Origin of the sequence: Aliirhizobium wenxiniae, from assembly GCF_019511445.1 — a bacterium.
Lineage (GTDB): Bacteria > Pseudomonadota > Alphaproteobacteria > Rhizobiales > Rhizobiaceae > Neorhizobium > Neorhizobium wenxiniae_A.
This window is the reverse complement of record NZ_JAEUAN010000011.1, coordinates 171,639-194,761: the sequence shown is the minus strand read 5'-3', so window position 1 is coordinate 194,761 and position 23,123 is coordinate 171,639. Positions and strand designations below refer to the sequence as shown.

The 23,123-nt window shown below is 59.2% G+C and carries 24 protein-coding genes; 15 read left to right on the top strand and 9 right to left on the bottom strand.

The annotated features are described in order from the left end of the window. Positions 1–44: 44 nt before the first annotated feature. The 7 genes from JNB91_RS15540 to coxB form a co-directional block, all read right to left on the bottom strand. Complete coding sequence (locus JNB91_RS15540) at positions 45–779, bottom strand: SURF1 family protein (protein ID WP_220326416.1); 735 nt, start codon at positions 777–779, stop codon at positions 45–47. A gap of 208 nt (positions 780–987) precedes the next feature. Beyond that, entirely contained in the window at positions 988–1,866 is an 879-nt protein-coding gene (locus tag JNB91_RS15535) for a cytochrome c oxidase subunit 3 (RefSeq protein WP_220326415.1), read from the bottom strand. A gap of 58 nt (positions 1,867–1,924) precedes the next feature. Next, positions 1,925–2,533: a cytochrome c oxidase assembly protein gene (locus JNB91_RS15530; RefSeq protein ID WP_220326414.1), complete on the bottom strand. Its 609-nt coding sequence runs from the start codon at positions 2,531–2,533 to the stop codon at positions 1,925–1,927. A 38-nt stretch (positions 2,534–2,571) separates the two neighbouring features. Further along, positions 2,572–2,712: a hypothetical protein gene (locus tag JNB91_RS15525; RefSeq protein WP_183993165.1), complete on the bottom strand. Its 141-nt coding sequence runs from the start codon at positions 2,710–2,712 to the stop codon at positions 2,572–2,574. Then, positions 2,709–3,665, bottom strand: a complete 957-nt coding sequence (cyoE, locus tag JNB91_RS15520; protein WP_220326413.1) for a heme o synthase — start codon at positions 3,663–3,665, stop codon at positions 2,709–2,711. The genes JNB91_RS15525 and cyoE overlap by 4 nt, the downstream gene beginning before the upstream one ends. 60 nt (positions 3,666–3,725) lie before the next feature. After that, positions 3,726–5,420: a cytochrome c oxidase subunit I gene (gene ctaD, locus JNB91_RS15515; protein ID WP_220326412.1), complete on the bottom strand. Its 1,695-nt coding sequence runs from the start codon at positions 5,418–5,420 to the stop codon at positions 3,726–3,728. Between the two features lie 15 nt (positions 5,421–5,435). Beyond that, entirely contained in the window at positions 5,436–6,350 is a 915-nt protein-coding gene (gene coxB, locus JNB91_RS15510) for a cytochrome c oxidase subunit II (protein ID WP_220326411.1), read from the bottom strand. Between the two features lie 381 nt (positions 6,351–6,731). Between coxB and JNB91_RS15505 the strand changes: the two genes are divergently transcribed. The 6 genes from JNB91_RS15505 (at position 6,732) to JNB91_RS15480 (ending at position 12,172) form a co-directional block, all read left to right on the top strand. Continuing rightward, complete coding sequence (locus JNB91_RS15505) at positions 6,732–7,349, top strand: invasion associated locus B family protein (protein WP_223218183.1); 618 nt, start codon at positions 6,732–6,734, stop codon at positions 7,347–7,349. A 264-nt stretch (positions 7,350–7,613) separates the two neighbouring features. After that, positions 7,614–9,029: a metalloprotease TldD gene (tldD, locus tag JNB91_RS15500; protein ID WP_220326410.1), complete on the top strand. Its 1,416-nt coding sequence runs from the start codon at positions 7,614–7,616 to the stop codon at positions 9,027–9,029. A gap of 6 nt (positions 9,030–9,035) precedes the next feature. Continuing rightward, complete coding sequence (locus tag JNB91_RS15495) at positions 9,036–9,533, top strand: GNAT family N-acetyltransferase (RefSeq protein WP_220326409.1); 498 nt, start codon at positions 9,036–9,038, stop codon at positions 9,531–9,533. 23 nt (positions 9,534–9,556) lie between these two features. Next, on the top strand, positions 9,557–10,183 hold the full coding sequence (locus tag JNB91_RS15490; protein ID WP_220326408.1) for a hypothetical protein: 627 nt from the start codon (positions 9,557–9,559) through the stop codon (positions 10,181–10,183). A gap of 57 nt (positions 10,184–10,240) precedes the next feature. After that, complete coding sequence (locus tag JNB91_RS15485; RefSeq protein WP_220326407.1) at positions 10,241–11,032, top strand: sulfite exporter TauE/SafE family protein; 792 nt, start codon at positions 10,241–10,243, stop codon at positions 11,030–11,032. Positions 11,033–11,119: 87 nt separating this feature from the next. Next, positions 11,120–12,172: a polysaccharide deacetylase family protein gene (locus tag JNB91_RS15480; RefSeq protein ID WP_220326406.1), complete on the top strand. Its 1,053-nt coding sequence runs from the start codon at positions 11,120–11,122 to the stop codon at positions 12,170–12,172. 67 nt (positions 12,173–12,239) lie between these two features. Here JNB91_RS15480 and pdxH read toward each other — a convergent pair whose 3' ends face one another. After that, the gene (gene pdxH, locus JNB91_RS15475; RefSeq protein WP_220326405.1) at positions 12,240–12,860 is read right to left on the bottom strand and encodes a pyridoxamine 5'-phosphate oxidase; all 621 of its coding nucleotides are present in this window, start codon (positions 12,858–12,860) and stop codon (positions 12,240–12,242) included. A gap of 64 nt (positions 12,861–12,924) precedes the next feature. Here pdxH and JNB91_RS15470 point away from each other — a divergent pair, with 64 nt between their 5' ends. The 4 genes from JNB91_RS15470 to JNB91_RS15455 all read left to right on the top strand — a co-directional run bounded on the left by JNB91_RS15470 (position 12,925) and on the right by JNB91_RS15455 (position 16,376). Next, positions 12,925–13,383, top strand: a complete 459-nt coding sequence (locus JNB91_RS15470) for an RT0821/Lpp0805 family surface protein (protein ID WP_430736291.1) — start codon at positions 12,925–12,927, stop codon at positions 13,381–13,383. Positions 13,384–13,633: 250 nt separating this feature from the next. Further along, positions 13,634–14,773: a J domain-containing protein gene (locus JNB91_RS15465; protein WP_220326404.1), complete on the top strand. Its 1,140-nt coding sequence runs from the start codon at positions 13,634–13,636 to the stop codon at positions 14,771–14,773. A gap of 151 nt (positions 14,774–14,924) precedes the next feature. Further along, positions 14,925–15,743 (top strand): enoyl-ACP reductase FabI, encoded by an 819-nt coding sequence (gene fabI, locus JNB91_RS15460; RefSeq protein ID WP_220326403.1) that lies wholly within the window; start codon positions 14,925–14,927, stop codon positions 15,741–15,743. A gap of 15 nt (positions 15,744–15,758) precedes the next feature. Continuing rightward, entirely contained in the window at positions 15,759–16,376 is a 618-nt protein-coding gene (locus JNB91_RS15455) for a histidine phosphatase family protein (protein ID WP_220326402.1), read from the top strand. A 42-nt stretch (positions 16,377–16,418) separates the two neighbouring features. Here the strand turns inward: JNB91_RS15455 and JNB91_RS15450 are convergent, their stop codons facing one another. Then, the gene (locus tag JNB91_RS15450) at positions 16,419–16,676 is read right to left on the bottom strand and encodes a DUF1344 domain-containing protein (protein ID WP_220326401.1); all 258 of its coding nucleotides are present in this window, start codon (positions 16,674–16,676) and stop codon (positions 16,419–16,421) included. A 459-nt stretch (positions 16,677–17,135) separates the two neighbouring features. Between JNB91_RS15450 and JNB91_RS15445 the strand changes: the two genes are divergently transcribed. The 5 genes from JNB91_RS15445 to JNB91_RS15425 all read left to right on the top strand — a co-directional run bounded on the left by JNB91_RS15445 (position 17,136) and on the right by JNB91_RS15425 (position 23,119). After that, entirely contained in the window at positions 17,136–20,123 is a 2,988-nt protein-coding gene (locus JNB91_RS15445) for a bifunctional diguanylate cyclase/phosphodiesterase (RefSeq protein WP_346269346.1), read from the top strand. Positions 20,124–20,268: 145 nt separating this feature from the next. Further along, positions 20,269–21,366, top strand: coding sequence for a chorismate synthase (aroC, locus tag JNB91_RS15440; RefSeq protein WP_220326400.1), 1,098 nt, complete (start codon positions 20,269–20,271; stop codon positions 21,364–21,366). Between the two features lie 9 nt (positions 21,367–21,375). Beyond that, positions 21,376–22,476 carry a 3,4-dihydroxy-2-butanone-4-phosphate synthase gene (gene ribB / locus JNB91_RS15435; protein ID WP_220326399.1) on the top strand — a complete coding sequence of 367 codons (1,101 nt, stop codon included), beginning with the start codon at positions 21,376–21,378 and terminating at the stop codon, positions 22,474–22,476. An 83-nt stretch (positions 22,477–22,559) separates the two neighbouring features. Next, positions 22,560–22,808 carry a BrnT family toxin gene (locus tag JNB91_RS15430; protein ID WP_220326398.1) on the top strand — a complete coding sequence of 83 codons (249 nt, stop codon included), beginning with the start codon at positions 22,560–22,562 and terminating at the stop codon, positions 22,806–22,808. Continuing rightward, entirely contained in the window at positions 22,805–23,119 is a 315-nt protein-coding gene (locus tag JNB91_RS15425; protein WP_220326397.1) for a BrnA antitoxin family protein, read from the top strand. Before JNB91_RS15430 ends, JNB91_RS15425 begins: the two co-directional genes overlap by 4 nt. Positions 23,120–23,123 lie beyond the last annotated feature (4 nt).

Here is a 23,123-nt window from a genome sequence, read left to right as displayed (position 1 = left end):
CTCATATAGGCGAGGCAATTGAGGCGCGCCAACAGAAAATATCGTTATCGCACTTCTCCAGCCGGTGATGGGGCGGGTTTGCGGCTGCGCCACCACATGCCGAAAACCACGGCCAGCAGGGCTGCGGCCAGACCATACCATGTGGCGGCATATTGCAGATGGTTGTTGGGCAGGTCGAATTGCGTCACGCCGCCCTTCGGCCAACCGCCGGGATTGGCGACGGAGGCATCGGCATCGACGAAGAAAGGAATGACATCGGACAGACCGGTGCTTGCGGCCATGGCGTCGAGGTCTTTCCAGTAGAAGATGTTTTTCGAGAGATCGTTATCCGGCACCAGAATGGACGGCTTGCCGGAAAGTTTTGCACGGGCGTAACCGGTGATCGTGCGTTCGCCAGCCACCTCGCCTTCCGCTCGCGTCGCCGGTTCCTTCATTTCATAGGGCACGAAGCCGCGGTTGACGAAGATCCTGCGGCCATCCGCCAGCATCAGCGGCGTGTAGACATAAAAGCCGGTACGGCCTTCGAACGTGGCGAAGAAATGCCGCTCTTTCGTGTGATCGAATGTGCCGGAAAGCGCGTTTCGGCGGTATTCTATATCGTCTCCAGCCGCAGCCCTCTGCTCGATCTCCGCAAGCGATACCGGCTCGGCAGCACGGCGCTCGGCGATATCGGCGAGAAGCCCTTGCTTCCAATGGAGGCGCTCCACCTGCCATGTGCCGAGGGTGAGTAGGGTGGCGAGCGAGAGGAGGATGAGGGTGGTGGTGAGGAGGGATTTCATTTCTTCACTTAGGACCAATCTCAGGCAAAGTCATATGCGGAAAGCTTTGCCCCTCACCTTAACCCTCTCCCCGTAAACGGGGAGAGGGGACGTGCCCCGTTTACGGCATAGCGGCCGCGGCTTGCGTCCTTCTCCCCGTCATCACGGGGAGAAGGTGCCGGCAGGCGGATGAGGGGGCCGCCGCCCCCTCAATAAACTCAAGCACCCATCAAAAATGCGCCAGCGGTGCGCCCCAGCCGCCCCAGATGTAGATCGAGAAGAACAGGAACAGCCAGACGACGTCGACGAAGTGCCAGTACCAGGCGGCAGCTTCGAAGCCGAAATGGCGTTCGGGGGTGAAGCCGCCATTGATGGCGCGGATCAGGCAGACGATCAGGAAGATCGTGCCGATCAGCACGTGGAAACCGTGGAAGCCGGTGGCCATGAAGAAGGTTGCGCCGTAGATCGAATTGGCGAATTCGAAGGGGGCGTGGGCGTATTCGTAGGCCTGTACGGCGGAAAACAGGATGCCGAGCGCGACCGTCAGCGCTAGGCCGGTGACCAGTCCCTTGCGGTCTTTGTGCAAAAGCGCGTGATGCGCCCAGGTCACGCAGGTGCCGGACAAGAGCAGGATGATCGTGTTGTAGAGCGGCAGATGCCAGGGATCGAGAACCTCGATGCCCTTGGGCGGCCATTGTCCGCCGAGCGCCTCGACACGGGCGGCCTGGATCGCCTCGCCGGGATAAAGGCTGGCATCGAAAAAGGCCCAGAACCAGGCGACGAAGAACATCACTTCGGAAGCGATGAACATGATCATGCCATAGCGCAGGTGCAGCGAGACGACCCGGGTGTGATGGCCTTCATCACCTTCCTTGATCGTGTCCGACCACCAGCCGATCATCACATAGAGAATGATCGCGAGACCGATGAAGAAGACCCAGGGAGTGGCCCAGTTGAAGCCGAACATGTGGAACTCGGCGCCCTTGAGATAGCGCATGTAGCCGACGCCACCGAAGGTGATGACGAAGGCGCCGATCGAGGCCAGAAGCGGCCAGGGGCTCGGATCGATGATGTGGTAGTCGTGATTTTTCTGATGCGCGTCTGCCATGTCAAAATCCCCGATGAATGCCTCTCACCGCCTGCGGATCGTTCCGCCGGCGCTCCTCTCAAAGCTTAGTGTCCGTCTCATTCTTTTTTACCGCCGCGACGGGCTTTGCCGGTTCGCTCGGATAGAAGGAATAGGACAGGGTAATCGTTCTGATATTCTTCGTTTCCTCCGCCTTGACGATCTCCGGATCGACGTAGAAGACGACGGGCATTGAAACGCTTTCGCCCGGCTGGAGCGTCTGCTCGGTGAAGCAGAAACATTGCACCTTGTTGAAATAGGCGCCGGCTTCCATGGGCGTTACATTAAAGACAGCGGTGCCGGTGGTGGCGACAGGCGAGCGGTTAGTCGCCGTATATTCGACCTGGATGGTCTCGCCGATCTTCGGCTGCACGGCCTTCGCGGCCCTGAAATCCCAGTTGAGGCCGCTCGATATGTTGGCGTCGAAGGTAACCTGAACGGTGCGATCGAGCACGGTCGTCGAATATTGTTCGACGCGCTGGGTGGTGCCACCGTAACCGGTGACCTGACAGAAGAGACGATAGAGAGGGACTGCGGCATAAGCGGCGCCCACCATGCCGAAAACGAAGACGGCGCAACCGGCAAAGATCGAGGCATTGCTGACCCGCTTTGCCTGATCTGAATGACCGCCCTGAATTCCGCCTGCCATGTCGCTCCTCCCTAGCTCCATTCGGCCTGATACTTAGCCTAGTTCCAGAACCCGCCCACCTTGACGAGCGTGATGATGTAGAAAAGCACGCAAAGCCCCGCGAGAACGAGGCCGAGCGCCACATTGCGGTTTCGCCGCGACTTCTTCTGCGTCTCGCTGAGCTTTACGGTTTCGATCACAGAAACCCTCCGAGGAACTGGCCGAGACCGGCTGCCATGTGGTCGAAGATCAGCGCGGAGAAAACCGCGAAGAGATAGAAGATCGAATAGAAGAACAGCTTCTTTGCCGGCAGCATCTTCTCGTCATCTTCGGCCATGCGCAGCACGAGGATGGAATAGTAGATGAAGATAAGGCTGAGAATGCCGGTAAAGATGCCGTAGCCGATGCTGGCGAGACCGGTGAAGGTCGGGGCCGCAACGACGGCGGCCATCAGAACCGAATAGACGACCATCTGGATCTTGGTCGAGCGCTGGCCGACGACATTCGGCATCATCGGAATGCCGACGGAGCCGTAGTCGCGCATCTTGAACAGCGCCAGCGCCCAGAAATGCGGCGGCGTCCACATGAAGGTGATCATGAACAGGATGACGCTGTCGAGCGACACGCCACCCGTCACACAGGCCCAGCCGAGCATGGGCGGGAAAGCGCCGGCGGCACCGCCGATGACGATGTTCTGCGGCGTCGAGCGCTTCAGCCACATCGTGTAGACGACGGCATAGAAGAAGATGGTGAAGGCGAGCAGGCCGGCGGCGAACCAGTTGACCGCAAGGCCGAGAATGACAACCGAAAATGCCGAGAGCGTCAGGCCGAAAGCAAGCGCTTCATTGGGGCGGATGCGGCCGGCGGGGATCGGGCGCTTTGCGGTGCGCGTCATCACGGCATCGATATCGGCATCGTACCACATGTTGAGCGCGCCGGAAGCGCCGGCACCGACGGCGATGCAAAGGATGGAGATGATCGCCAGAACCGGGTTGATCCCGCCGGGCGCGAGAACAAGGCCGGCAAAGGCGGTGAAAACCACCAGCGACATGACGCGCGGCTTCAAGAGCGCGAAGAAATCGCGCGCATCGGCTTCGGAAAGGAGCTTTCCTTCCTCGTGCGACATCGCTTGGGTGGAATCGATAACAGTCATTTCAATTCAGATCCTGACGAGATACCGGGCACTGCCAAGGCAGTACCCGGATCGGAATTCCTACTTGATGCGGGGAAGCTGTTCCCATTGGTGATAGGGCGGCGGCGACGACAGCTGCCATTCCAGCGTGGTCGCACCCTCGCCCCAGGGGTTATCACCGGAGACCCGCTTCTTGGCGAAGGCTTCCCATACGCCAAACAGGAAGATGAGTACACCCACGAAGGAGATATACGAACCGACCGAGGACACGTAGTTCCAGCCGGCGAAAGCATCCGGGTAGTCGATATAGCGGCGCGGCATGCCGGCGAGGCCGAGGAAATGCTGTGGGAAGAACACGAGGTTCACGCCGATGAACATGACCCAGAAGTGCAGCTTGCCGATCGCTTCATTATACATGTAGCCGAACATTTTCGGGAACCAGTAATACCAGGCGGCAAAGATGGCGAAGACCGCGCCGAGCGACAGAACGTAGTGGAAATGGGCCACGACGTAATAGGTGTCGTGCAGCGAGCGGTCGAGACCGGCATTGGCCAACTGCACGCCGGTGACGCCACCGACCGTGAACAGGAAGATGAAGCCGATCGCCCAGATCATCGGTGTCGTAAACGTGATAGAGCCGCCCCACATCGTCGCGATCCAGGAGAAGATCTTGATGCCGGTCGGCACCGCGATCACCATCGTAGCGAAAACGAAGTAACGCTGCGCATCGAGCGACAGGCCGACCGTATACATGTGGTGGGCCCAGACGATGAAGCCGACAGCGCCAATCGCCACCATCGCATAGGCCATGCCGAGATAACCGAAAACCGGCTTTTTCGAGAAGGTCGAAACGATGTGGCTGACAATGCCGAAGCCGGGCAAGATGAGGATATAGACTTCCGGGTGGCCGAAGAACCAGAACAGGTGCTGGTAGAGGATCGGGTCACCGCCGCCTTCCGGCGAGAAGAAGGTCGTGCCGAAATTGCGGTCGGTCAGCGCCATGGTGATGGCACCGGCGAGAACCGGCAGTGACAGAAGCAGAAGGAAGGCGGTTACCAGAACCGACCAGGCAAACAGCGGCATCTTGTGCAGCGTCATGCCCGGAGCGCGCATGTTGAGGATCGTGGTGATGAAGTTGATCGCGCCAAGGATCGACGAGGCACCGGCGACGTGAAGCGAGAAGATCGCAAGATCGACTGCGGGTCCGGGATGGCCGGAAGTCGAGAGCGGCGGATACATGGTCCAGCCGCCGCCCGCACCATAGGCGCCCGCCGGGCCTTCGACGAACATCGACATGACCAGCAGAAGGAAGGCCGGGACAATCAGCCAGAAGGAAATGTTGTTCAATCGAGGGAAAGCCATGTCCGGCGCGCCGATCATGATCGGCACCATCCAGTTGGCAAAACCGCCGATCATCGCCGGCATGACCATGAAGAAGATCATGATCAGCGCGTGCGCGGTGGTAAACACATTGAACATGTGCTTGCCGCCGTCGATCGCGGCGTCGCCCTCGAAACCGTAGACGATCGAGGCAAGGCCATGGAAAATCTGGATACCCGGCTCCTGCAGCTCCATGCGCATGGCGACCGACAGAAGGCCGCCGATAATGCCGGCCATGATCGCGAAGATCAGGTAGAGCGTGCCGATATCCTTGTGGTTTGTCGAAAACAGCCAGCGGGCGGCGAAGCCCGGCTTGTGGTGATGTTCGCCGTGAGCATGCGCATCTTCATGAGTGGCGCGATGGGAATGGTCGTCGTGATGTGTCGTTTCAGCCATTGATCTCGCCTCCCCTTACTTGACGTCGTTTGCAGCGACATCGACGCCGGCTGCATTTTCGTTGTCCGCAGATGCCAGAAGCGCCTTGTAGGCCCCCGGCAGATCATTTGCAGCGGCGGCGAGCCAGGCGGTGTATTTGTCTTCGGAGACGACGCGGATGGCGATCGGCATATAGGCGTGGTCCTTGCCACAAAGCTCGGAACACTGTCCGTAATAAAGGCCCTCGCGTTCGGCGCGGAACCAGGTTTCGTTGAGACGCCCCGGCACGGCATCGATCTTCACACCGAAAGCAGGCATGGCGAAGGCGTGGATGACATCGGTCGGTGCGGCGGTGACGAGAAGGCGAACCGTCTTGCCGACCGGAATGATCATCTCGTTATCGACGGCGAGTAGCCGCGGATAGGTGGCGACATCCGTCTTGCCGGCCGCTTCACGATCAGGCTCCTTCAGCATGTAGCTGTCAAAGGCGACCGGGGTTTCGCCCGACCCTTCATATTCGTAATTCCACTGCCACTGGGTGGCCGTGGCCTTCACCGTCATGTCGGTTTCGGGAATTTCCAACTGGGCGTTCAAAAGATTGAAGGACGGGATAGCCAGCATGAACAGGATCAGGATGGGCGCGACCGTCCAGACGATCTCGATCGTGGTGTTATGGCTGGTGCGCGATGGTGTCGGATTCTTGTCGGCGCGGAATTTGACCGCCACGATGATCAACAGCGCGAGAACGAAAAGCGTGACCGGAACGATGAACCAGAGCGTGTATTTCTCAAACCAGCTGATTTGATGCATGATTTCCGTGGCTGGCGCCTGAAGGCCCATTTGCCATGGATGCGGCTGGTCCGCATGCGCCACCGAAGCGCTTACCAGCCCCGCAAGCGAGGCGGTGATAAGACAGATGATTGTCATCATCATCGCATAAGCCCTGTTCATCACAAACTTTCTCCCCACGCGTGTGATCCAGATCAACTCTTACGCAGTCTCCAAGCTATAGGCTTGGTTCAACCATAGTTTGCTTATATCCGCAACGTCTTGCGACAAATGCCCCTGCGGCATTTTGCGCATTGCAGGCGTGCGACAGCCTTTGGTTGAATTTCCTCCGTTACAGACCACACCTCCCTCCACAGAGTCGCAGCCTAAATTGAGGATAAGCGCTTTCGGCTGACAAATTCCACCATATTTTACAGGCGGCATCATCCTTGTGACTTGAATAGGGTCCTACTTTCGCCGTACTCCGCTGAAAACTCGGCAAGGCTTTCCATTTCGCATCTCGAGCGACAGGATAAGCCGCATTGATTCGAACCAGAGGTTTCCATGGGTCGTCCCTCCCTTATCGGCGCAAGCCTTATCGCCCTTCTTTCGCTGGGCTCGGTCTCCAGCGCCTTTGCGCAACCGGCCCAGACGCCACCTGCGGCGGGGGCGGCACCCAAGGGACCTGCACCCGGCGCGCAGGCACCGGCTCCATCTCAGGCGCCCGCTCCGGCGCCTTCAGGGCAACAGCCCGGCAATGTGAAGGAAAGCCATGGCGCGTGGTCCGTCATCTGTGACCGCCCCGCCGGTGCTTCGGCCGAACAATGCGCGCTGATGCAGAACGTGATTGCCGAAGACAGGCCGGAAGTAGGCCTCTCCGTCGTCGTATTGAAGACTGCCGACCGCAAGGCCCGGATCCTGCGCATTCTCGCGCCGCTCGGCGTGCTGCTGAAGGACGGTATGGAGCTTTATGTCGATAACAACAATATCGGCCGTGCATACTTCACCCGTTGCTTCTCTGAAGGGTGCTATGTGGAAGTGGAAATCGACGAGGAACTGATGCGCATCATGCGTGCCGGCAAAAGCGCCGTCTTCGCACTGCGCGAATCCTCCGACCAGGACCGCGTCGGCATTCCCGTCGAGCTCAACGGTTTCGGCCCGGGTTACGACGCGCTTCCGTAAAGCGTGAGCGGCGTAGGACGGGACAGTGCTTGCGCCTTTACGCGGACAGACCTACATCGGTTTTCAAAGACATTTCGGCTTGGGCGCATGTGATTGCCCCTCACCCTACCCCTCTACCCGCCAACGGGGCGAGGGAACGAGCCTCAATTTTGGCCAAGCGGGTACCGCGAAGGTCCTTCGCCCCGCCTGCGGGTAGAAGGTGCCGGCAGGCGGATGAGGGGCAGATGCTTGCGCAAACGCCAACGGCCAGCGGAGCATTAAAGCATGAATACCGACCTCTTGAGCCTGTTCGACACAGACGAGGCGCAGCTTCGGGCGATCGTCGCCAAGGCGCTTTCAGGCGCCGATGACGGCGAGCTTTTCGTCGAACATGCGCAGGCGGAATCGCTGACCTTCGATAATGGCCGCCTCAAGGGCGGGTCGTTCAACACCGACCAGGGTTTTGGCCTGCGCTCGGTGGCCGGTGAAGCTGTCGGTTACGCCCATGCAGGCGACCTCAGCACCGCGGCACTGGAGCGCGCATCGGACGCCGTGCGCGCCGTGACGGCCGGATATTCCGGCTCCTATGCGGCAGCCCCGCAGCGGACAAACAAAAAATATTACGGCGACGAGAACCCGATCGGTTCCCCGAGCTTCGAGGCCAAGGCCAAGCTCTTGACCGATATCGACGCTTATCTGCGCAACAAGGACGACAAGGTTCGCCAGGTCACTGCAACGATTTCCGCCAGCTGGCAGGTGGTCGATATCCTGCGTGCCGATGGTCACCGGGTGCAGGACATCCGCCCGATGACGCGCATCAACATTTCCGTCGTCGTGGGTGATGGAGACCGACAGGAGAGCGGTTCGTTCGGCACCGGCGGCCGCATCGGCTTCGGCGATTTCGTCGCCGAGGGCAACTGGCAGGTCGGCGCCGACGAGGCGCTTCGCCAAGCGCTCGTTAATCTCGATGCGATCGAAGCGCCCGCCGGGACGATGGATGTGGTCCTCGGCTCAGGTTGGCCGGGCGTGATGCTGCACGAGGCTGTCGGCCACGGACTGGAGGGCGATTTCAACCGCAAGAAGACCTCGGCCTTTGCCGGACTGCTTGGCGAAATCGTTGCCGCTCCCGGCGTTACCGTCGTCGATGACGGCACGATCGACAACCGCCGCGGCTCGATCACCATCGATGACGAAGGCACGCCTTCGGCCTATAACGTGCTGATCGAAAACGGTAAACTGGTCGGCTACATGCAGGACCGACAGAATGCCCGGCTGATGGGGATGAAACCGACCGGCAACGGCCGTCGTCAGGGCTATTCGTCGGTGCCGATGCCGCGGATGACCAATACCTACATGCTCGGCGGAGACAAGACGCCGGAAGAGATCATCGCCTCGGTGAAGAAGGGCGTCTATGCAGTTTCTTTCGGCGGCGGTCAGGTGGATATCACGTCCGGCAAATTCGTCTTCGGCTGCACCGAGGCGTATCTGATCGAAAACGGCAGGGTCGGCCCGGCGATCAAGGGCGCGATGCTGATCGGCAACGGGCCGGATGCTATGAAGCGCGTGTCGATGGTCGGCAACGACATGAAGCTCGATACCGGCATCGGCAATTGCGGCAAGGCTGGTCAGTGGGTCCCAGTCGGCGTCGGCCAGCCGCATCTCAGGATGGATCAGGTCACCGTCGGGGGCACGAAGGCGTAATCGGCGATGAGCGACATTGCGATCCGCGCCTTCAAGGCAGGTGACGAACAGGGCGTGATCGACGTCATCCTGCCGATCCAGCGCGAAGAATTCGGTGTCGACATCACCGCCGCCGACCAGCCGGATTTGGCTGACATTCCGGATTTTTATCAATCCGGAATGGGCGGTTTCTGGATCGCGGAGAGAGATGGGGAGATCGTCGGCACGATCTCGCTCAAGGACATCGGCAATGGCGAAGCGGCGCTGCGCAAGATGTTCGTTGCAGCCGAGGTTCGCGGCAAGGAATTCGGCGTGGCCGCGCGTCTGCTCGACGCGCTTACGGCGCATGCAGCGGCTGTCGAACTGAAGACGATCCTGCTCGGCACGACCGACAAGTTTCTCGCCGCCCACCGATTCTACGAGAAGAACGGGTTTTCCGAGATTGCCGCCGAAGAGCTGCCGGCGAATTTTCCGCGAATGGCGGTGGATACGAAGTTCTATCGACGTCGTCTCACAAAGTATTAGGCGTGACCGGCGGCTTGGTGACGATGCCGAAAGCGACATTCGTGTTGAAATTCCTGTCGCCGGAAACTGGATGCTCGATCCACGAAATGCGCTTTGAAGCCGAACCGGCCGTGCTCGCTTCAATCCTCGATGCGGATATTACCCAGCTGTCTACACATTGTTTTTACCCCGACGAGGAGGAGTTGCTTGCTATCGCGGCTGCAATGCATGTCCCACTTCCACAATGGAATGGCGATATCATGCTGACGCTCTCGCATCGGATCGACGAGACGCCCTATCTGGTCCATACCGGTTTCGAACTGCCGCTGGTGCTGGAGGCGCGCAAGCCGTTTGCGGTTCTCTCTGGAGAAGAAGGATTTGACTGGTTCGAAACCGAACGCAACTATTTCAAACCACATGTCGAAGACGGCAGGGTCGTTGAACACGTCAACGCTTTGCACGGCAGCGGCAGAACATTCCTGACCGTTTATTATGCCTTGCCCGGCGAGGAGTGGCGCTTCAAGGCCTATGACGACCTGATGAACGGCCCGAGGCCGTGGACAGAGGAAATGGAGCGACGACAGGGACATCTGCTGGGTTACACGCAAGAGGAATGCGACTGGTGGATCGCCAATGACTTTCGTCACCACTACCCGATCACCTCTTCTTGACAGATTGCCCGAAACAACCACAGGTGAGCGCCTTTCTCGACTCGCAGATATCGCATCATGACATCCCACGATCTGCTCTCCGACTTTCTCTCCAAATGGCTTCCCAGTCATTCGCTTGGCGAACTTGCCTTCGTGTTATTCGCCGCCATGATCGCAGGTCTTGCGCGCGGTTTTTCAGGATTTGGTGGGGCGCTGATCTTCATTCCTTTGGCAGGTGCTGCGACCAGCCCGCAGATCGCTTCCGGACTACTTCTTGTCATCGACTGGATCATGACGCTGGGTATGCTGCCGGAAGGATGGCGGCGAGCGAACCGGCGCGATGTCTTCACCATGCTGGCGGGCGCGGTCATCGGTGTGCCTGCGGGCGCGGCCGCGCTTTCACTGCTGCCATCTGTCACGCTGCGATGGATCATCTGCGCCGTTGTCGTCTGCCTTTTGATCTTCCTGATCTCGGGCTGGCGTTATCACGGTCGGCCCAAGACTTGGCTGACCGCCAGCGTCGGCGCGATCGCCGGCCTGTTCGGCGGCGCGGCGCAAATGTCCGGCCCGCCGATCGTTGCCTATTGGCTGGGTGGGGCGATCGAGCGTAATGTCGTGCGTGCAAACCTTGTGCTGTATTTCGCGCTGGCAAGCGTACTTTCGGCAGCGTCCTACTTAATCGGCGGCATCCTGACGATTGAGGTATTGTTGATCGCTCTCATCGCCGGGCCGGGTTACGGCATAGGCCTGTTCTTCGGGTCGCGGATGTTCGGTATTGCGAGCGAAACTACATTCCGACGCATATGCTTTACACTCATTGGCGCTGCCGCGATTATCGGCCTGCCGCTCCTCGATGGATTGCGCCCGTAAGCCAGCCGTCATTCAGCAAGGTTTAACGGGTCGGGACTAGCCTGTCCCATATCGGGCACATCTGCCCTGGGGTGGGCTGCGGGAACCATGAAGAACAAGGCAAAGGCGATCTGGCGTCGCAACGTCAAGCGCTGGCTGATCGGTGCCGGGCTGGAAGCCTCTGCGCTGACTGCCGCTAGCGGCCTGATGAAGGCCGCGCGCGGTTCGGGCGTCATCTTCACCCTACACCATGTCCGGCCAGAGACCTCCTCGATCATCGGCCCCAACCGGCATCTGGACGTGACGCCGGAATTTCTTGATCTCGCGATCACGCAGTTGGCGTCTCTCGGTTACGATTTCATCGCTCTATCGGATGTGCCGGCGCGGCTGAAAACCTCATCAGGAAAGCCGTTCGCGGTCTTCACCCTCGATGACGGGTACCGCAACAATGCGGAACATGCGCTGCCGGTTTTCGCCCGACACGAGGTGCCCTTCACCGTTTTCATCGCGCAGGGACTGGCCGAACACCGGCAACCGCTGTGGTGGGAAATCATGGGCAGGCTACTGCGCGAACAGAAGCGTGTCAGCTTCGATTTCGGGAGTGGCACGGAAACGCTGGACCTGAACACGCCGACGCAGCAACTGGACACATTCTTCCGCTTTGCCAGCTATGTCTGGGCGCACAAGGAAGATGAGGCCGTCGCGGATCTCTGCCGCCTGGCGCAGACATACGATATCGATCCGCTCGCCATCACCCGCGAGCTTCTCATGGGACCGGAAGAGCTCAAGGAGTTTTCGACCCATCCGCTGGTTTCGCTCGGCGCCCATACGGTGACGCATCGCAAGCTATGCCGTCTCGCAGCAGAAGAAGCCACGGACGAGATGCGCAAATCGGCCGATTGGCTGGCCGATCTTACGGGCAAGCGGCCAACCGCCATCGCTTATCCCTATGGAAGCCGGGACGCAGTCGGGCCGCGGGAGTTCCAGACTGCCCGTGATCTCGGTTTTGTGATCGGGCTTACGACACAACCTGGGATGCTGACCGCGGCCGACCTTTCAAGGCCAACCGCCCTGCCGCGTGTCTCGCTGAACGGCTATTACCAGAAGGCGCGCTACGTTTCGGCGCTCGCCTCCGGCATTCCCTTCGCGCTGAAACGATAGAGTTTTTCCGCCTTTCCCTGAAACGCGAAACTGCCCTACGTCTCTGTTTTAACGCAATTGCGGCCGCTCACGGATACATCCGCACCTTGTTCCAGTGACCGGCTGGATCATCACGTCGAAATTCGACGCGGTCATGCAGGCGGAACTGGCGATCGTGCCAGAATTCGATTGATGTTGGCTTTATGCGGAAGCCGGACCAATAGGACGGCCGCGGGATTTCACCGATCGCGTAACGCGCGGCGTATTCGGCCACTGCCTTTTCCAACGCAAAACGTCCCTCAAGCGGCCGCGACTGTTTTGACGCCCAGGCGCCGATACGGCTACCGCGCGGGCGCGATGCGTAATAGGCATCGGCCTCGGCATCACTGACAACCTCTACCGGCCCCCGAATGCGCACCTGGCGGCGCAGCGATTTCCAGTGGAAACACATGGCAGCCTTCTTCTGGCCGAGGATTTCCTGCCCCTTCTGGCTTTCGAAATTCGTGTAGAAGACGAAACCGTGCTCGTCGAAGCCTTTCAACAGCACCATGCGCACGTTAGGCAGGCCGTCTTCGTCGACCGTTGCAACCGCAACCGCGTTTGGATCGTTAGGCTCGGAACCTTCCGCATCCTTCAACCAACGGGCGAAAAGAGTGAAGGGTTCAGATTCTTCGGTGAAGTCACCGGTTGTTAACTCACTTCCAGACATATTGACTTAAATACTCCCAATCTGCTCGAACATGCCCGAGACGAAGCGCCGGACAGGATATTAGGTGTCAGTGATAGCAAAGTGGACCGAAATGACAAAGTGCTGGGGCCGCAAGGGCGGCGCTGCAATTTGCCTCGCCACGCTGACGCTGTCGCTCGCGGGATGTACCAGCAGCCTCGACTTGTTCGGAGGCTCGAGCAAGGTCGACCGATCGCTTGCGACCGGAACCGTTGCGGGCAAGCCGCAGTCAGAGACCAGCCTTTCTGACGAAGCGACGGTGCGTAACGCCGTTACCTCCGCCGATCTCGCCAAGATGGGCAACACTCCCCTTCCATGGGCAAATGCCGCGACCGGGAGTGCGGGTGTCGTATCCGTTATCCAGGAAGACAGCGCCCAAGGCCGCATATGCCGCGCCTTCAAGACAACCCGTCATTCCTATGAAGGCATCGCCGTTTTTGCCGGCCAGACCTGCATGACCGGAAGCGGCGACTGGATGCTGACTGCCTTCGATAGACAAGGCTAAGGTCAAATCGCCGCGTCGCGCGGAATTGTTTCCAAATCCGACACCGCATTAACCCTTCCTTCACCACACCTCCGTCGTCACCTCGCATTGTAACCACTGATTCAGGACTGCGCTTCTACTCTGTCATTCAGAGAAAATCGGAGCAGCGAGCAGCGCATGATGGCACTGTGTGGCCCGTGTTTAAGTGTATTATCGGCGGGGTCGCGATTATGCCGGACCCGCTGTCAAAAGCGTAACCGGTGGTCTCACAATGCGTGATCCCTATTCCATCCTCGGCGTCAGACGGAACGCCGATGCCGACGAAATAAAGGCGGCCTGGCGGACGAAAGCCAAGACGATCCATCCCGACCACAATCGCGACGATCCGAGCGCGACGGACCGGTTTGCGGAGGTCGGGCAGGCCTATGAATTGCTCAAGGACCCGGAACGCCGCCGCCGTTATGACCGAGCCGCAGACATGCACCAGACGATCATGCAGCAGCGTGATGCGGCCGAACGCGCCAAGGCTGCGCGTGCCAATGCGGAAAAGGTGATGGAGGAACTGGCACGGGCCCAGGCGGCCCGCGCCCAGTCCGAAGCAGCCAAGACGCAAACGAAGGCGGACACCACGAAGGCGAAGACCACAGGCAACGAGCAAGCCAAACCAAAGACAGGCAAGAAGCCGAGCGAGAGCCCGGAAGAAACCATCGAGCGTATTTTCGGCGGCGGCCCCGAAGCGCGCGAGCGCGCCAAGGAACATCCCGACAATACGACAGAGCCGAAAGCTGCAGAAACCGTTGCCAAAGACGGTCCTGCACCGGAGCTTCGCTCTCCTCTGCCGATGATGGCGGTCGACCTGATCGCCAATCTTTTCAATCGCATCCGCGGTTCTGCACCTGCACCGGAAAAGGCACCGGATCTTCTCGTCGAGGCAAAGGTGACCGTGGCGGAATTCATTGCCCTGAAACCGGTGACCATCAAGCTCTCCGACGACCGGGAAATTCGTGTCCCGATCGAACGCGGAGCAACCGACGGGCATGTGATTCGCCTCGCGGGCCAGGGCCTCAAGCTTCCGAACATGAAGCAGGGCGACCTTGTCGTGACGCTGAAGGCGGCCCGCGACGAGATCTATATCGTCAGGGACTTCAACCTTCATATCGTCCTGCCCATTTCGCTTCAGGATGCAGTTCTTGGCGGCGAAGCGCAGGTGGAAACGCCCACCGGCCCTCGCTCAATCGAAATTCCGAGTTGGTCCGGCTCGGACCGCACGATCACGATCGAAGGGCTTGGCCTTCACGATGAGACAGGACGCGGCGACCTTGTGGTCGAACTTCGCATCGTGCTTTTGGAAACACCGGACGCCAAGGTCACCGATCTCATGCGGCTGATGCGCGACGGGCTCTATCTGTGAGAAAGGCAAGTGTGACAGAGCGATGACGCCATCGCCAGCCACGCGCTCTTTTTTTACAGCCTCTTAACAGTTGATGATTTGACGCATGCTTGAACCCTGGTGCTGCCTATGCCATAGGCAGCATTCATTTTTTCGTGTCAGGGATTACACAATGGTTCAGGCATCCGGCCTTATGGCAGGCAAGCGCGGGCTCATCATGGGCGTCGCGAACAATCGCTCGATCGCATGGGGCATTGCCAAGGCCATCGTCGACAATGGCGGCGAAGTGGCCTTCACCTATCAGGGCGATGCACTGAAGAAGCGGGTAGAACCTCTGGCTGCTGAACTCGGCGCGTTCATGGCCGGCCACTGTGACGTCACCGACGAGGCGACGATCGACGAGGTCTTCTCCAATATCGAAAAGCATTGGGGCAAGATCGACTTCATCGTCCACGCCATCGGCTTTTCCGACAAGGACGAACTGACCGGCCGCTATGTCGACACGTCGGCTGAAAACTTTACGAAGACGATGCAGATTTCTGTTTATTCGTTTACGTCCGTCGCACGCCGCGCCGAAAAGCTGATGACCGACGGCGGCTCCATGCTGACCCTCACCTACTACGGTGCGGAAAAGGTTATGCCGAACTACAACGTCATGGGCGTTGCCAAGGCGGCTCTCGAAGCCAGCGTCAAATATCTTGCCGTCGACCTTGGCCCGAAGAACATCCGCGTCAACGCGATTTCGGCAGGCCCGATCAAGACGCTTGCCGCATCCGGCATCGGCGACTTCCGCTATATCCTGAAATGGAACGAGTACAATGCACCGCTGCGCCGTACCGTCACCATCGAGGAAATCGGCGACGTCGGCCTCTACATGCTTTCTGACCTGTCGCGCTCGGTAACCGGCGAAGTGCATCATGCCGATAGCGGTTATCACACGATCGGCATGAAGGCCGTCGACGCTCCCGATATCGCGGTCATCAAAGATTAAAAAAGGAAGTTTGCCGTGCTCGTCTATGTGATCCGCCACGGCCAGACGGACTGGAATGCCGAAGGCCGTCTCCAGGGGCAAAAAGACATTCCGATCAATGCGATCGGGCGTGGACAGGCAACCCGCAACGGAGAAATGCTTCAAGAACTCGTCGGCTCGGCCGACGGGTTCGATTTCGTCGCAAGCCCTCTTTCGCGCACCCGCGAGACGATGGAGCGCATACGGACAGCCATGGGGCTCGATCCCATGGACTACCGGACGGACGAGCGGCTGAAGGAACTTTCCTTCGGTGACTGGGAAGGCTTTACCACCGCCGAGATCAAGAAGACCGCACCTGAGCGGCTGCGCGAACGCTCGAAAAACAAGTGGAGCTTCATACCGCCGGGTGCAGACGCCGAAAGCTACGAGATCCTCTCATGGCGCATTGGGGCTTGGCTTGCCTCGCTGAAGGGACCGACTATCTCTGTCAGCCACGGCGGGGTGTTGCGTTCGCTTTTCCGCATCATCGGCAATGTCGATGAAGATGAGGCTGCCAACATGCCGATCCATCAGGACCGTATCGTCAGGATCGAACTGAACGATGGGGAAACGGGCGATGCAATCGCCGTCAAAGGCAATATCGCCTGGATCTGATGCCGTCATACAATCGAAGGTGCGAAGGATTTCGCCCGCGTATTAAATGATCTCAAGATCATTTACGATACGGCTATCATCCACCATCGTGTAGAAGACCAGAACTTTAACACCTTCCTTCAAGCCTTCGAAGTTGAACTCTTCGGGGAGCTTATAGGCCTTGCCGTCGTCCAGCGTCAGAATAAGCGCATTCACATCCACCGCCTTGATGGTCGCCTCGACATCCGCACTCTGCGCGAAGCTGTTGAGCGGCGAGAAGATGCTGGCGGTGGCGAGCAGGGTTGCGATGATCATGCGCATATTAGAGGCCTTTGACGAGGTCCGGGTGTTTCGTTTCGATGCAAAGATAGCCTTCGGAATGTGGCAAAAATTGCTCGCGATCATGGCATTTCGTGCGCAAAACAAGGCTTTATTATTAACAAAATTATACTATCTGCCGATTTTCGCCTTTGAGAATATTTTGAATTTCGAAAAATTAAGTATTGCTTAAGCGAAACCGCTGCTCCCTCCAGTCAATTCATCCTGAAATCATGAATTAACGCCCGAATAATACACTATTTCCGAAATCCAATAAGTTAATGAGGGGGCGTTAAGCAGGTGAATTTCAGGCAGCCAAGAAATTTAAACTGGCACGAATTCATTGCCTCCAATCCAATCTCCCTGCTTGTAGCACTGACAATTTCGCTCTGCATTATCGCGATCGCATTGCGTCTTGACCGACGCAACACCGAAGCCGGACGTGACGCCCTGCATACAAATGTGGAAAACACCGCATCTGCCATCACGCGCAATCTTGCGGGACGCATCGAGAACGACATCAGGGACGCCAGGTCCTTGGCCCAGCGCCTTGCTCGCGAACAGGATGCCACCTCGGGCCATCTCCGACAGCTCATAGAGGTAACCTTCGAGAACCATCGCCATTTTTCCGCCTTGGCGCTTGCCCCTGACCTTTCGATTTCTGAGATCCACACGCTAGAGGGCATATCGACCGGTGACGCTTCTCTGCCATTCAACATCGAGCGGTTGAGTGTCGATCTGACGGTTGCAAAAAACAGCGCATCGCCAAGTATTGTCACCGGTTCGCAGGAAAACCACCTGACCCTCGTTGTCCCCGTCATATCGGATGAAAAAGCACTTCGCCAACCGTGGGGCGCACTCGCAATCGTCATCGACAAGGCACAGCTTCTGAAGGAAGCGGGAATGGTGGTTGATGGCGACACTGCATGGCCGAGCCCGATCAACCTCGCGGACATCAACTTCTCACTACGCGATCACGCCAAACCGGACTATCTGGCGTTTCTCGGCGACGACACCGTTGACAGCCAGTCGCCACTGACAAAGGCGATGGACGTTGCCGGCTCACATTGGGAGCTCTCGGTTGCGCCGAAGAGCGGCTGGAATGCGGCTCCGGAAAATCAGTCTCATTTCCGGCTGCTCCTGGCACTGGGAGCTATAGCAATCACCGTGCCTATCGTGGCCGCCACCGGGCTTCTTTCGGAGCGCAACCGGAATATCGCCGAACTGAAAACGCGAGAAGCCAGCCTGCTCGATCTTTCGCAGCGCTTCAACCTCGCCATGGAGGCTTCCAAGATCGGTATCTGGGAGGTCAGTGGCGATGGGCTGCAGCTCTATCTCGACCGGCGGGCGCGGATGCTGCACGGTGTGAACTCTCCACAGGATGTGCAAAGATTGAAAGGGCTGCTTCAGCTGGTCGGAGCTGAAGACCGCAGCAAGGCGGAGGCGCATTTCCTGAAATGGGCGCGGCTTTACGAGTCCTGCACGGAAACCTATCGTATAGCCCTGCCGGACGGCGAGATCCGATACCTGCGATCCGCTGGCGCACGTTACGAAAACCTCGATGGCAGCCAGCGCATGACCGGCATCGTCTGGGATGTGACGGCCGATGTGTTGATGGCGCAGACACTGCGTGACGCGAAGGCAAATACGGAAGTCAAGAATGCCGAGCTCGAACTCGCACTGGACGAATTGTCCAACCGCGAACAGGAGCTTGAGGAACTGTCGGGCAAGCTCGATCTGGCGCTTGCTTCATACGGCTGCGGCATATGGGAATATACGCCAGGGCAAGCCACGGAGACATGGGATGCCCGCATGTGCCAGCTCTACGGCATCCCGTTCACCAACGGCATCGTAGCCCAGGAACGCTGGCTGAACCTGCTATTGCCGGAGGATCGCCCTATCGCGATCAATGCATCGAGAGCTTATCTCAGCGGCCAGACAAAGGAAGCCTTGGTGGTGCGTGTGCCGCAGGAGGACGGTTCGATCCGCTACGTGCGTTCAGTCGGCCAGCTGCATACCGGCAAGAATGGCTCGAAAAAGCTGATCGGGCTCGCCTTTGACGTAACCAAGGATACCGCGCTCACAGTCGAGCTGCAGAAGGCCAAGACGGAGGCAGAGGCCAAGAACAGCGAGCTCGAGATGGCAAAAAGCCGGATCGAGCATAATGCGCTCCATGATCCCCTGACCCTGCTTGCCAACCGGCGCAAGCTGGACATGGAACTCGACGCCCTGTCGCGCTCTTCCGGCAGGCGGAAGTTTGCTCTTCTTCATCTTGATCTCGACCGTTTCAAGCAGATCAACGATACGCTGGGCCATGCGGCAGGTGATGCCATGCTTATACATGCATCGAAAATCCTGACGCATAACGTCCACGAACGAGACATCGTGGCACGCATCGGCGGCGACGAATTCGTCATTCTCGTGCATGACCAGGCGAATTCGAAGGAGCTGGCACAGCTCGCCGCGCGGATCATTTCCGAGTTTCGCCAGCCGCTCGATTTCGACGGTTTTTCCTGCCGCTGCGGCGTGTCTATCGGCATTGCCGAAGCAAACGGCACGCATGTCGACGCGCGGCGCATTCTCGTCAATGCGGACCTGGCACTCTACCGGGCCAAGGGCATGGGGCGCAACAGCTTCGAATTCTTCACGCAGAACCTGCATGCGGAAATCATCGACCACAAGCGGACCGCGGACGAACTGCTGGCGGCGATCGAAAATCATGAGTTTACCGCCTGGTACCAGCCGCAGATCAGCGCCGGAACGTACAAGCTGACGGGCGTCGAAGCGCTTATCCGCTGGCGCCATCCACGCCGGGGGCTACTCGCTCCCGATCAGTTCCTGAAGATTGCCGATGACCTGAACGTCACGGCGACGCTCGACCAGCTGATGCTGGAAACGGTGCTGAAGGACAAGATGCGCTGGGCAGCGATGGGTGTTGCGGTGCCCAGAGTTTCCGTCAACGTCTCGTCGCGGCGGCTGCATGACGAGCACCTGATCGACATGCTGCGCGGCCTGCAGATCGCGCCCGGCGAAATCGCCTTCGAACTGGTAGAATCGATCTTCCTGGATGACAGTGATAGCGCCGTCATTGCCAATCTGGACCGGATCAAGGAACTCGGCATCGATGTGGAGATCGATGATTTCGGCACCGGACACACCTCGATCGTCAGTCTTTTGAGGCTGAAACCGAAGCGGCTGAAAATCGACAAGCAGCTGGTGTTGCCGATCCTTCATTCGCCACAGGAGCTTGCACTGGTAAGATCGATTGTCGACATCGCCCGATCCCTCGGCCTGGAAACGGTGGCGGAAGGTGTAGAAACCTTCGAACATGCCAACATGCTCGAGAAGCTTGGCTGCGACCTTCTGCAAGGTTACGCCTTCGCGCGCGCCCTGCCCTTCGATGACTTTACGGCGAAAGCACAGGAAGGCTGGCAAAGATCGGTGGCCTGAAACACCGAGCCGGCCTCCGTTGACCGAAGTGTTCACCCGAGCGGTACCGGTCAGCAGCAAGAAAGGCTTGTCGGCGCTCGGGCTTTTGCCTAAGAAAGCCTCGATAAACACGGCGATCTAAGCGCCCCGCAGCCAGGCAGCATCCATGTCCCATAACTCGTTCGGCCATCTTTTCCGCGTTACGACCTGGGGCGAAAGCCATGGTCCTGCTCTGGGTTGCGTGGTCGATGGCTGCCCTCCCGGACTGCGCTTCACGCTCGCTGACATCCAGGCCTGGATGGAAAAGCGCAAGCCCGGCCAGTCGCGTTTCGTCACCCAGCGGCGCGAGGATGATATCGTCAAGGTTCTCTCGGGCGTTATGTTCGACGAGGACGGCGAGACGATGATCTCGACCGGCACGCCGATTTCGATGCTGATCGAGAATACCGACCAGCGTTCCAAGGACTACGGCGAGATCGCCCATCGCTACCGCCCCGGGCATGCCGACTATACCTATGACGTCAAATACGGCATTCGCGACTATCGCGGCGGCGGACGCTCGTCTGCCCGCGAAACGGCAGCGCGCGTGGCAGCGGGCGGCATTGCCCGGCTGGTCGTGCCGGGTGTCACCGTGCGCGGCGCACTCGTCCAGATCGGCAAGCACAAGATCAACCGGAACAACTGGGACTGGGCACAGGTCGACCAGAACCCGTTCTTCTGCCCCGACCCGGACATGGTTCCGGTCTGGGAAGAGTATCTCGACGGCATCCGCAAATCCGGCTCCTCGATCGGTGCGGTTGTCGAAGTGATCGCCGAAGGCGTGCCCGCAGGTCTCGGCGCGCCGATCTACGGCAAGCTCGACCAGGACATCGCGTCGCTGCTGATGTCGATCAACGCCGTCAAGGGCGTCGAGATCGGTGAAGGCTTTGCCTCGGCGGAACTGACCGGCGAGGAAAATGCCGACGAAATGCGGATGGGCAATGACGGAAAGCCGATCTTCCTCTCCAACCATGCGGGCGGCATTCTCGGCGGCATTTCCACCGGCGAGGCGATCGTTGCGCGCTTTGCGATCAAGCCGACCTCTTCGATCCTGACCGAGCGCCAGTCGATCGATGCGGATGGCAACAATGTGGATGTGCGCACGAAGGGCCGCCACGACCCCTGCGTCGGTATCCGCGCCGTGCCGATCGGCGAGGCGATGGTCGCCTGCGCCATTGCAGATCATTATCTCCGTGACCGCGGCCAGACCGGCCGCCTGAAATAGGGATTTCCCATGGCCTATGATCAGAAAGCCGTCGTTGATGCCATCCGTGCCTTCGAGGCCGGAGAGATCGTCGTCGTGACCGATGACGACGACCGCGAGAACGAGGGCGACCTGATCGTTGCCGCCGTGCATTGCACGCCCGAAAAGATGGCCTTTATCGTACGCCACACATCCGGCATCGTCTGCGCGCCGATGCCGCGCGAAGAGGCCAAGCGGCTCAACCTCAATGCCATGGTGGCCGAAAACGACAGCGCCCACACGACGGCCTTTACCGTCAGCGTCGATTTCAAGCATGGCACGACGACCGGCATTTCCGCGGATGACCGGACGCTGACGGTGCGCAACCTTGCAAACCCCAATGTCGGGGCAGCCGATTTCGTCCGTCCCGGCCATATTTTTCCGCTGATTTCGCGCGAGGGCGGCGTTTTGATGCGCTCGGGTCACACGGAAGCGGCGACCGACCTCTGCAAACTCGCCAACCTACCGCCGATCGGCGTGATTTCCGAACTCGTCAACGACAACGGCACCGTGATGCGTGGCCAGCAGGTGGCGGCGTTCGCCGTCGAGCACGGGTTGAAGCAGGTTTCCGTCGCGGACCTGATCGCCTATCGGCAGCGCAAGGAAACCCTGATCGAGCTGATGTCGTCCTTCGACGTGACGACCCCGGTCGGTCGCGCCAAGGCGCATGCCTATTCGCTGCCCTGGGATCCGATGCAGCATGTAGCCGTCATCTTCGGCGACATCCGCGACGGCGTCGACATTCCGGTCCGACTTCACCTCGAAAACGTGGCACAGGATGTGTTCGGCACTGAGCGCTCGGTCGAGCGCTACATGAAGATGATCGAAAACGAAGGCCGCGGCGTGATCATCTACCTGCGCGAAGGTTCCGTCGGCGTCGGCCAGACCGAACACGGCCGCAAGATGCGCCAGGACCAGGAGGCTCATGCCGAAGCGCAGGCGCGTGAAAGCGAATGGCTGGAAATCGGTCTCGGCGCACAGATCCTGAAAGATCTCGGCGTCACCTCGATCAAGCTTTTGACCCGCAGCGAGCGCCACTATGTGGGGCTGGAAGGGTTCGGGATCCGGATCTCCGAAACCGTGATCTGCTAACCCCTAAAATCCCGGGATTGTAACCTCTTTCGTTTCGTCGGATCGTCGCTCATTGTCGGGCGGCGATTTTTCGTGTACGAATAATGCGTATCATCTGGGACGAGCGGAAGCGACGGGTCAATCTGGATAAGCACGGCTTCGATTTTGCCGAGCTTTCCGTTGAGTTCTTTCTGGCTGCGGTGACCATGCCTGCCAGGAACAGGAGATCGAAGGCCATTGGTCGGCTAAACGATGGAACCATCGTGGTGATATATCTGACCCTCGGCTCGGAAGCGATTTCGGTAATCTCCATGCGCACCGCCCGCCATGACGAACGGAGGAGGCTTGAATGAAAATAAAGCCAGAACTGCAGACAGAATTCCGACCCGGGCGTGGCTACACAAAAGAAGACTGGGATGCCGTCGACAGCCCTCCCCTCACCAAGGAAGAACTCGCCAGCATGCGCCCCTTCCGCGAGGTCTTCCCCGAAATAGCGGAGAAGATGGAAAAGGCAATTGCTGCGCGTGGCCGCCCCAAGGTCGAGGCGCCGAAGGTTGCCGTGACGTTGCGGCTCGATCCCGACGTGCTCGACAGGTTCAAGGCTTCCGGCAAGGACTGGCGCAGTCGCATGGCGGAAGAATTGCGTAAGGCCGCCGGACTTTAGGGCC

Excerpts from the sequence above, each read along its gene's own strand:
- JNB91_RS15540 (WP_220326416.1), bottom strand. The coding sequence starts at position 779 with ATGAAATCCCTCCTCACCACCACCCTCATCCTCCTCTCGCTCGCCACC.
- JNB91_RS15535 (WP_220326415.1), bottom strand. The coding sequence starts at position 1,866 with ATGGCAGACGCGCATCAGAAAAATCACGACTACCACATCATCGATCCG.
- JNB91_RS15530 (WP_220326414.1), bottom strand. The coding sequence starts at position 2,533 with ATGGCAGGCGGAATTCAGGGCGGTCATTCAGATCAGGCAAAGCGGGTC.
- cyoE (WP_220326413.1), bottom strand. The coding sequence starts at position 3,665 with ATGACTGTTATCGATTCCACCCAAGCGATGTCGCACGAGGAAGGAAAG.
- ctaD (WP_220326412.1), bottom strand. The coding sequence starts at position 5,420 with ATGGCTGAAACGACACATCACGACGACCATTCCCATCGCGCCACTCAT.
- coxB (WP_220326411.1), bottom strand. The coding sequence starts at position 6,350 with ATGAACAGGGCTTATGCGATGATGATGACAATCATCTGTCTTATCACC.
- JNB91_RS15505 (WP_223218183.1), top strand. The coding sequence starts at position 6,732 with ATGGGTCGTCCCTCCCTTATCGGCGCAAGCCTTATCGCCCTTCTTTCG.
- tldD (WP_220326410.1), top strand. The coding sequence starts at position 7,614 with ATGAATACCGACCTCTTGAGCCTGTTCGACACAGACGAGGCGCAGCTT.
- JNB91_RS15495 (WP_220326409.1), top strand. The coding sequence starts at position 9,036 with ATGAGCGACATTGCGATCCGCGCCTTCAAGGCAGGTGACGAACAGGGC.
- JNB91_RS15490 (WP_220326408.1), top strand. The coding sequence starts at position 9,557 with ATGCCGAAAGCGACATTCGTGTTGAAATTCCTGTCGCCGGAAACTGGA.
- JNB91_RS15485 (WP_220326407.1), top strand. The coding sequence starts at position 10,241 with ATGACATCCCACGATCTGCTCTCCGACTTTCTCTCCAAATGGCTTCCC.
- JNB91_RS15480 (WP_220326406.1), top strand. The coding sequence starts at position 11,120 with ATGAAGAACAAGGCAAAGGCGATCTGGCGTCGCAACGTCAAGCGCTGG.
- pdxH (WP_220326405.1), bottom strand. The coding sequence starts at position 12,860 with ATGTCTGGAAGTGAGTTAACAACCGGTGACTTCACCGAAGAATCTGAA.
- JNB91_RS15465 (WP_220326404.1), top strand. The coding sequence starts at position 13,634 with ATGCGTGATCCCTATTCCATCCTCGGCGTCAGACGGAACGCCGATGCC.
- fabI (WP_220326403.1), top strand. The coding sequence starts at position 14,925 with ATGGTTCAGGCATCCGGCCTTATGGCAGGCAAGCGCGGGCTCATCATG.
- JNB91_RS15450 (WP_220326401.1), bottom strand. The coding sequence starts at position 16,676 with ATGCGCATGATCATCGCAACCCTGCTCGCCACCGCCAGCATCTTCTCG.
- aroC (WP_220326400.1), top strand. The coding sequence starts at position 20,269 with ATGTCCCATAACTCGTTCGGCCATCTTTTCCGCGTTACGACCTGGGGC.
- ribB (WP_220326399.1), top strand. The coding sequence starts at position 21,376 with ATGGCCTATGATCAGAAAGCCGTCGTTGATGCCATCCGTGCCTTCGAG.
- JNB91_RS15430 (WP_220326398.1), top strand. The coding sequence starts at position 22,560 with ATGCGTATCATCTGGGACGAGCGGAAGCGACGGGTCAATCTGGATAAG.
- JNB91_RS15425 (WP_220326397.1), top strand. The coding sequence starts at position 22,805 with ATGAAAATAAAGCCAGAACTGCAGACAGAATTCCGACCCGGGCGTGGC.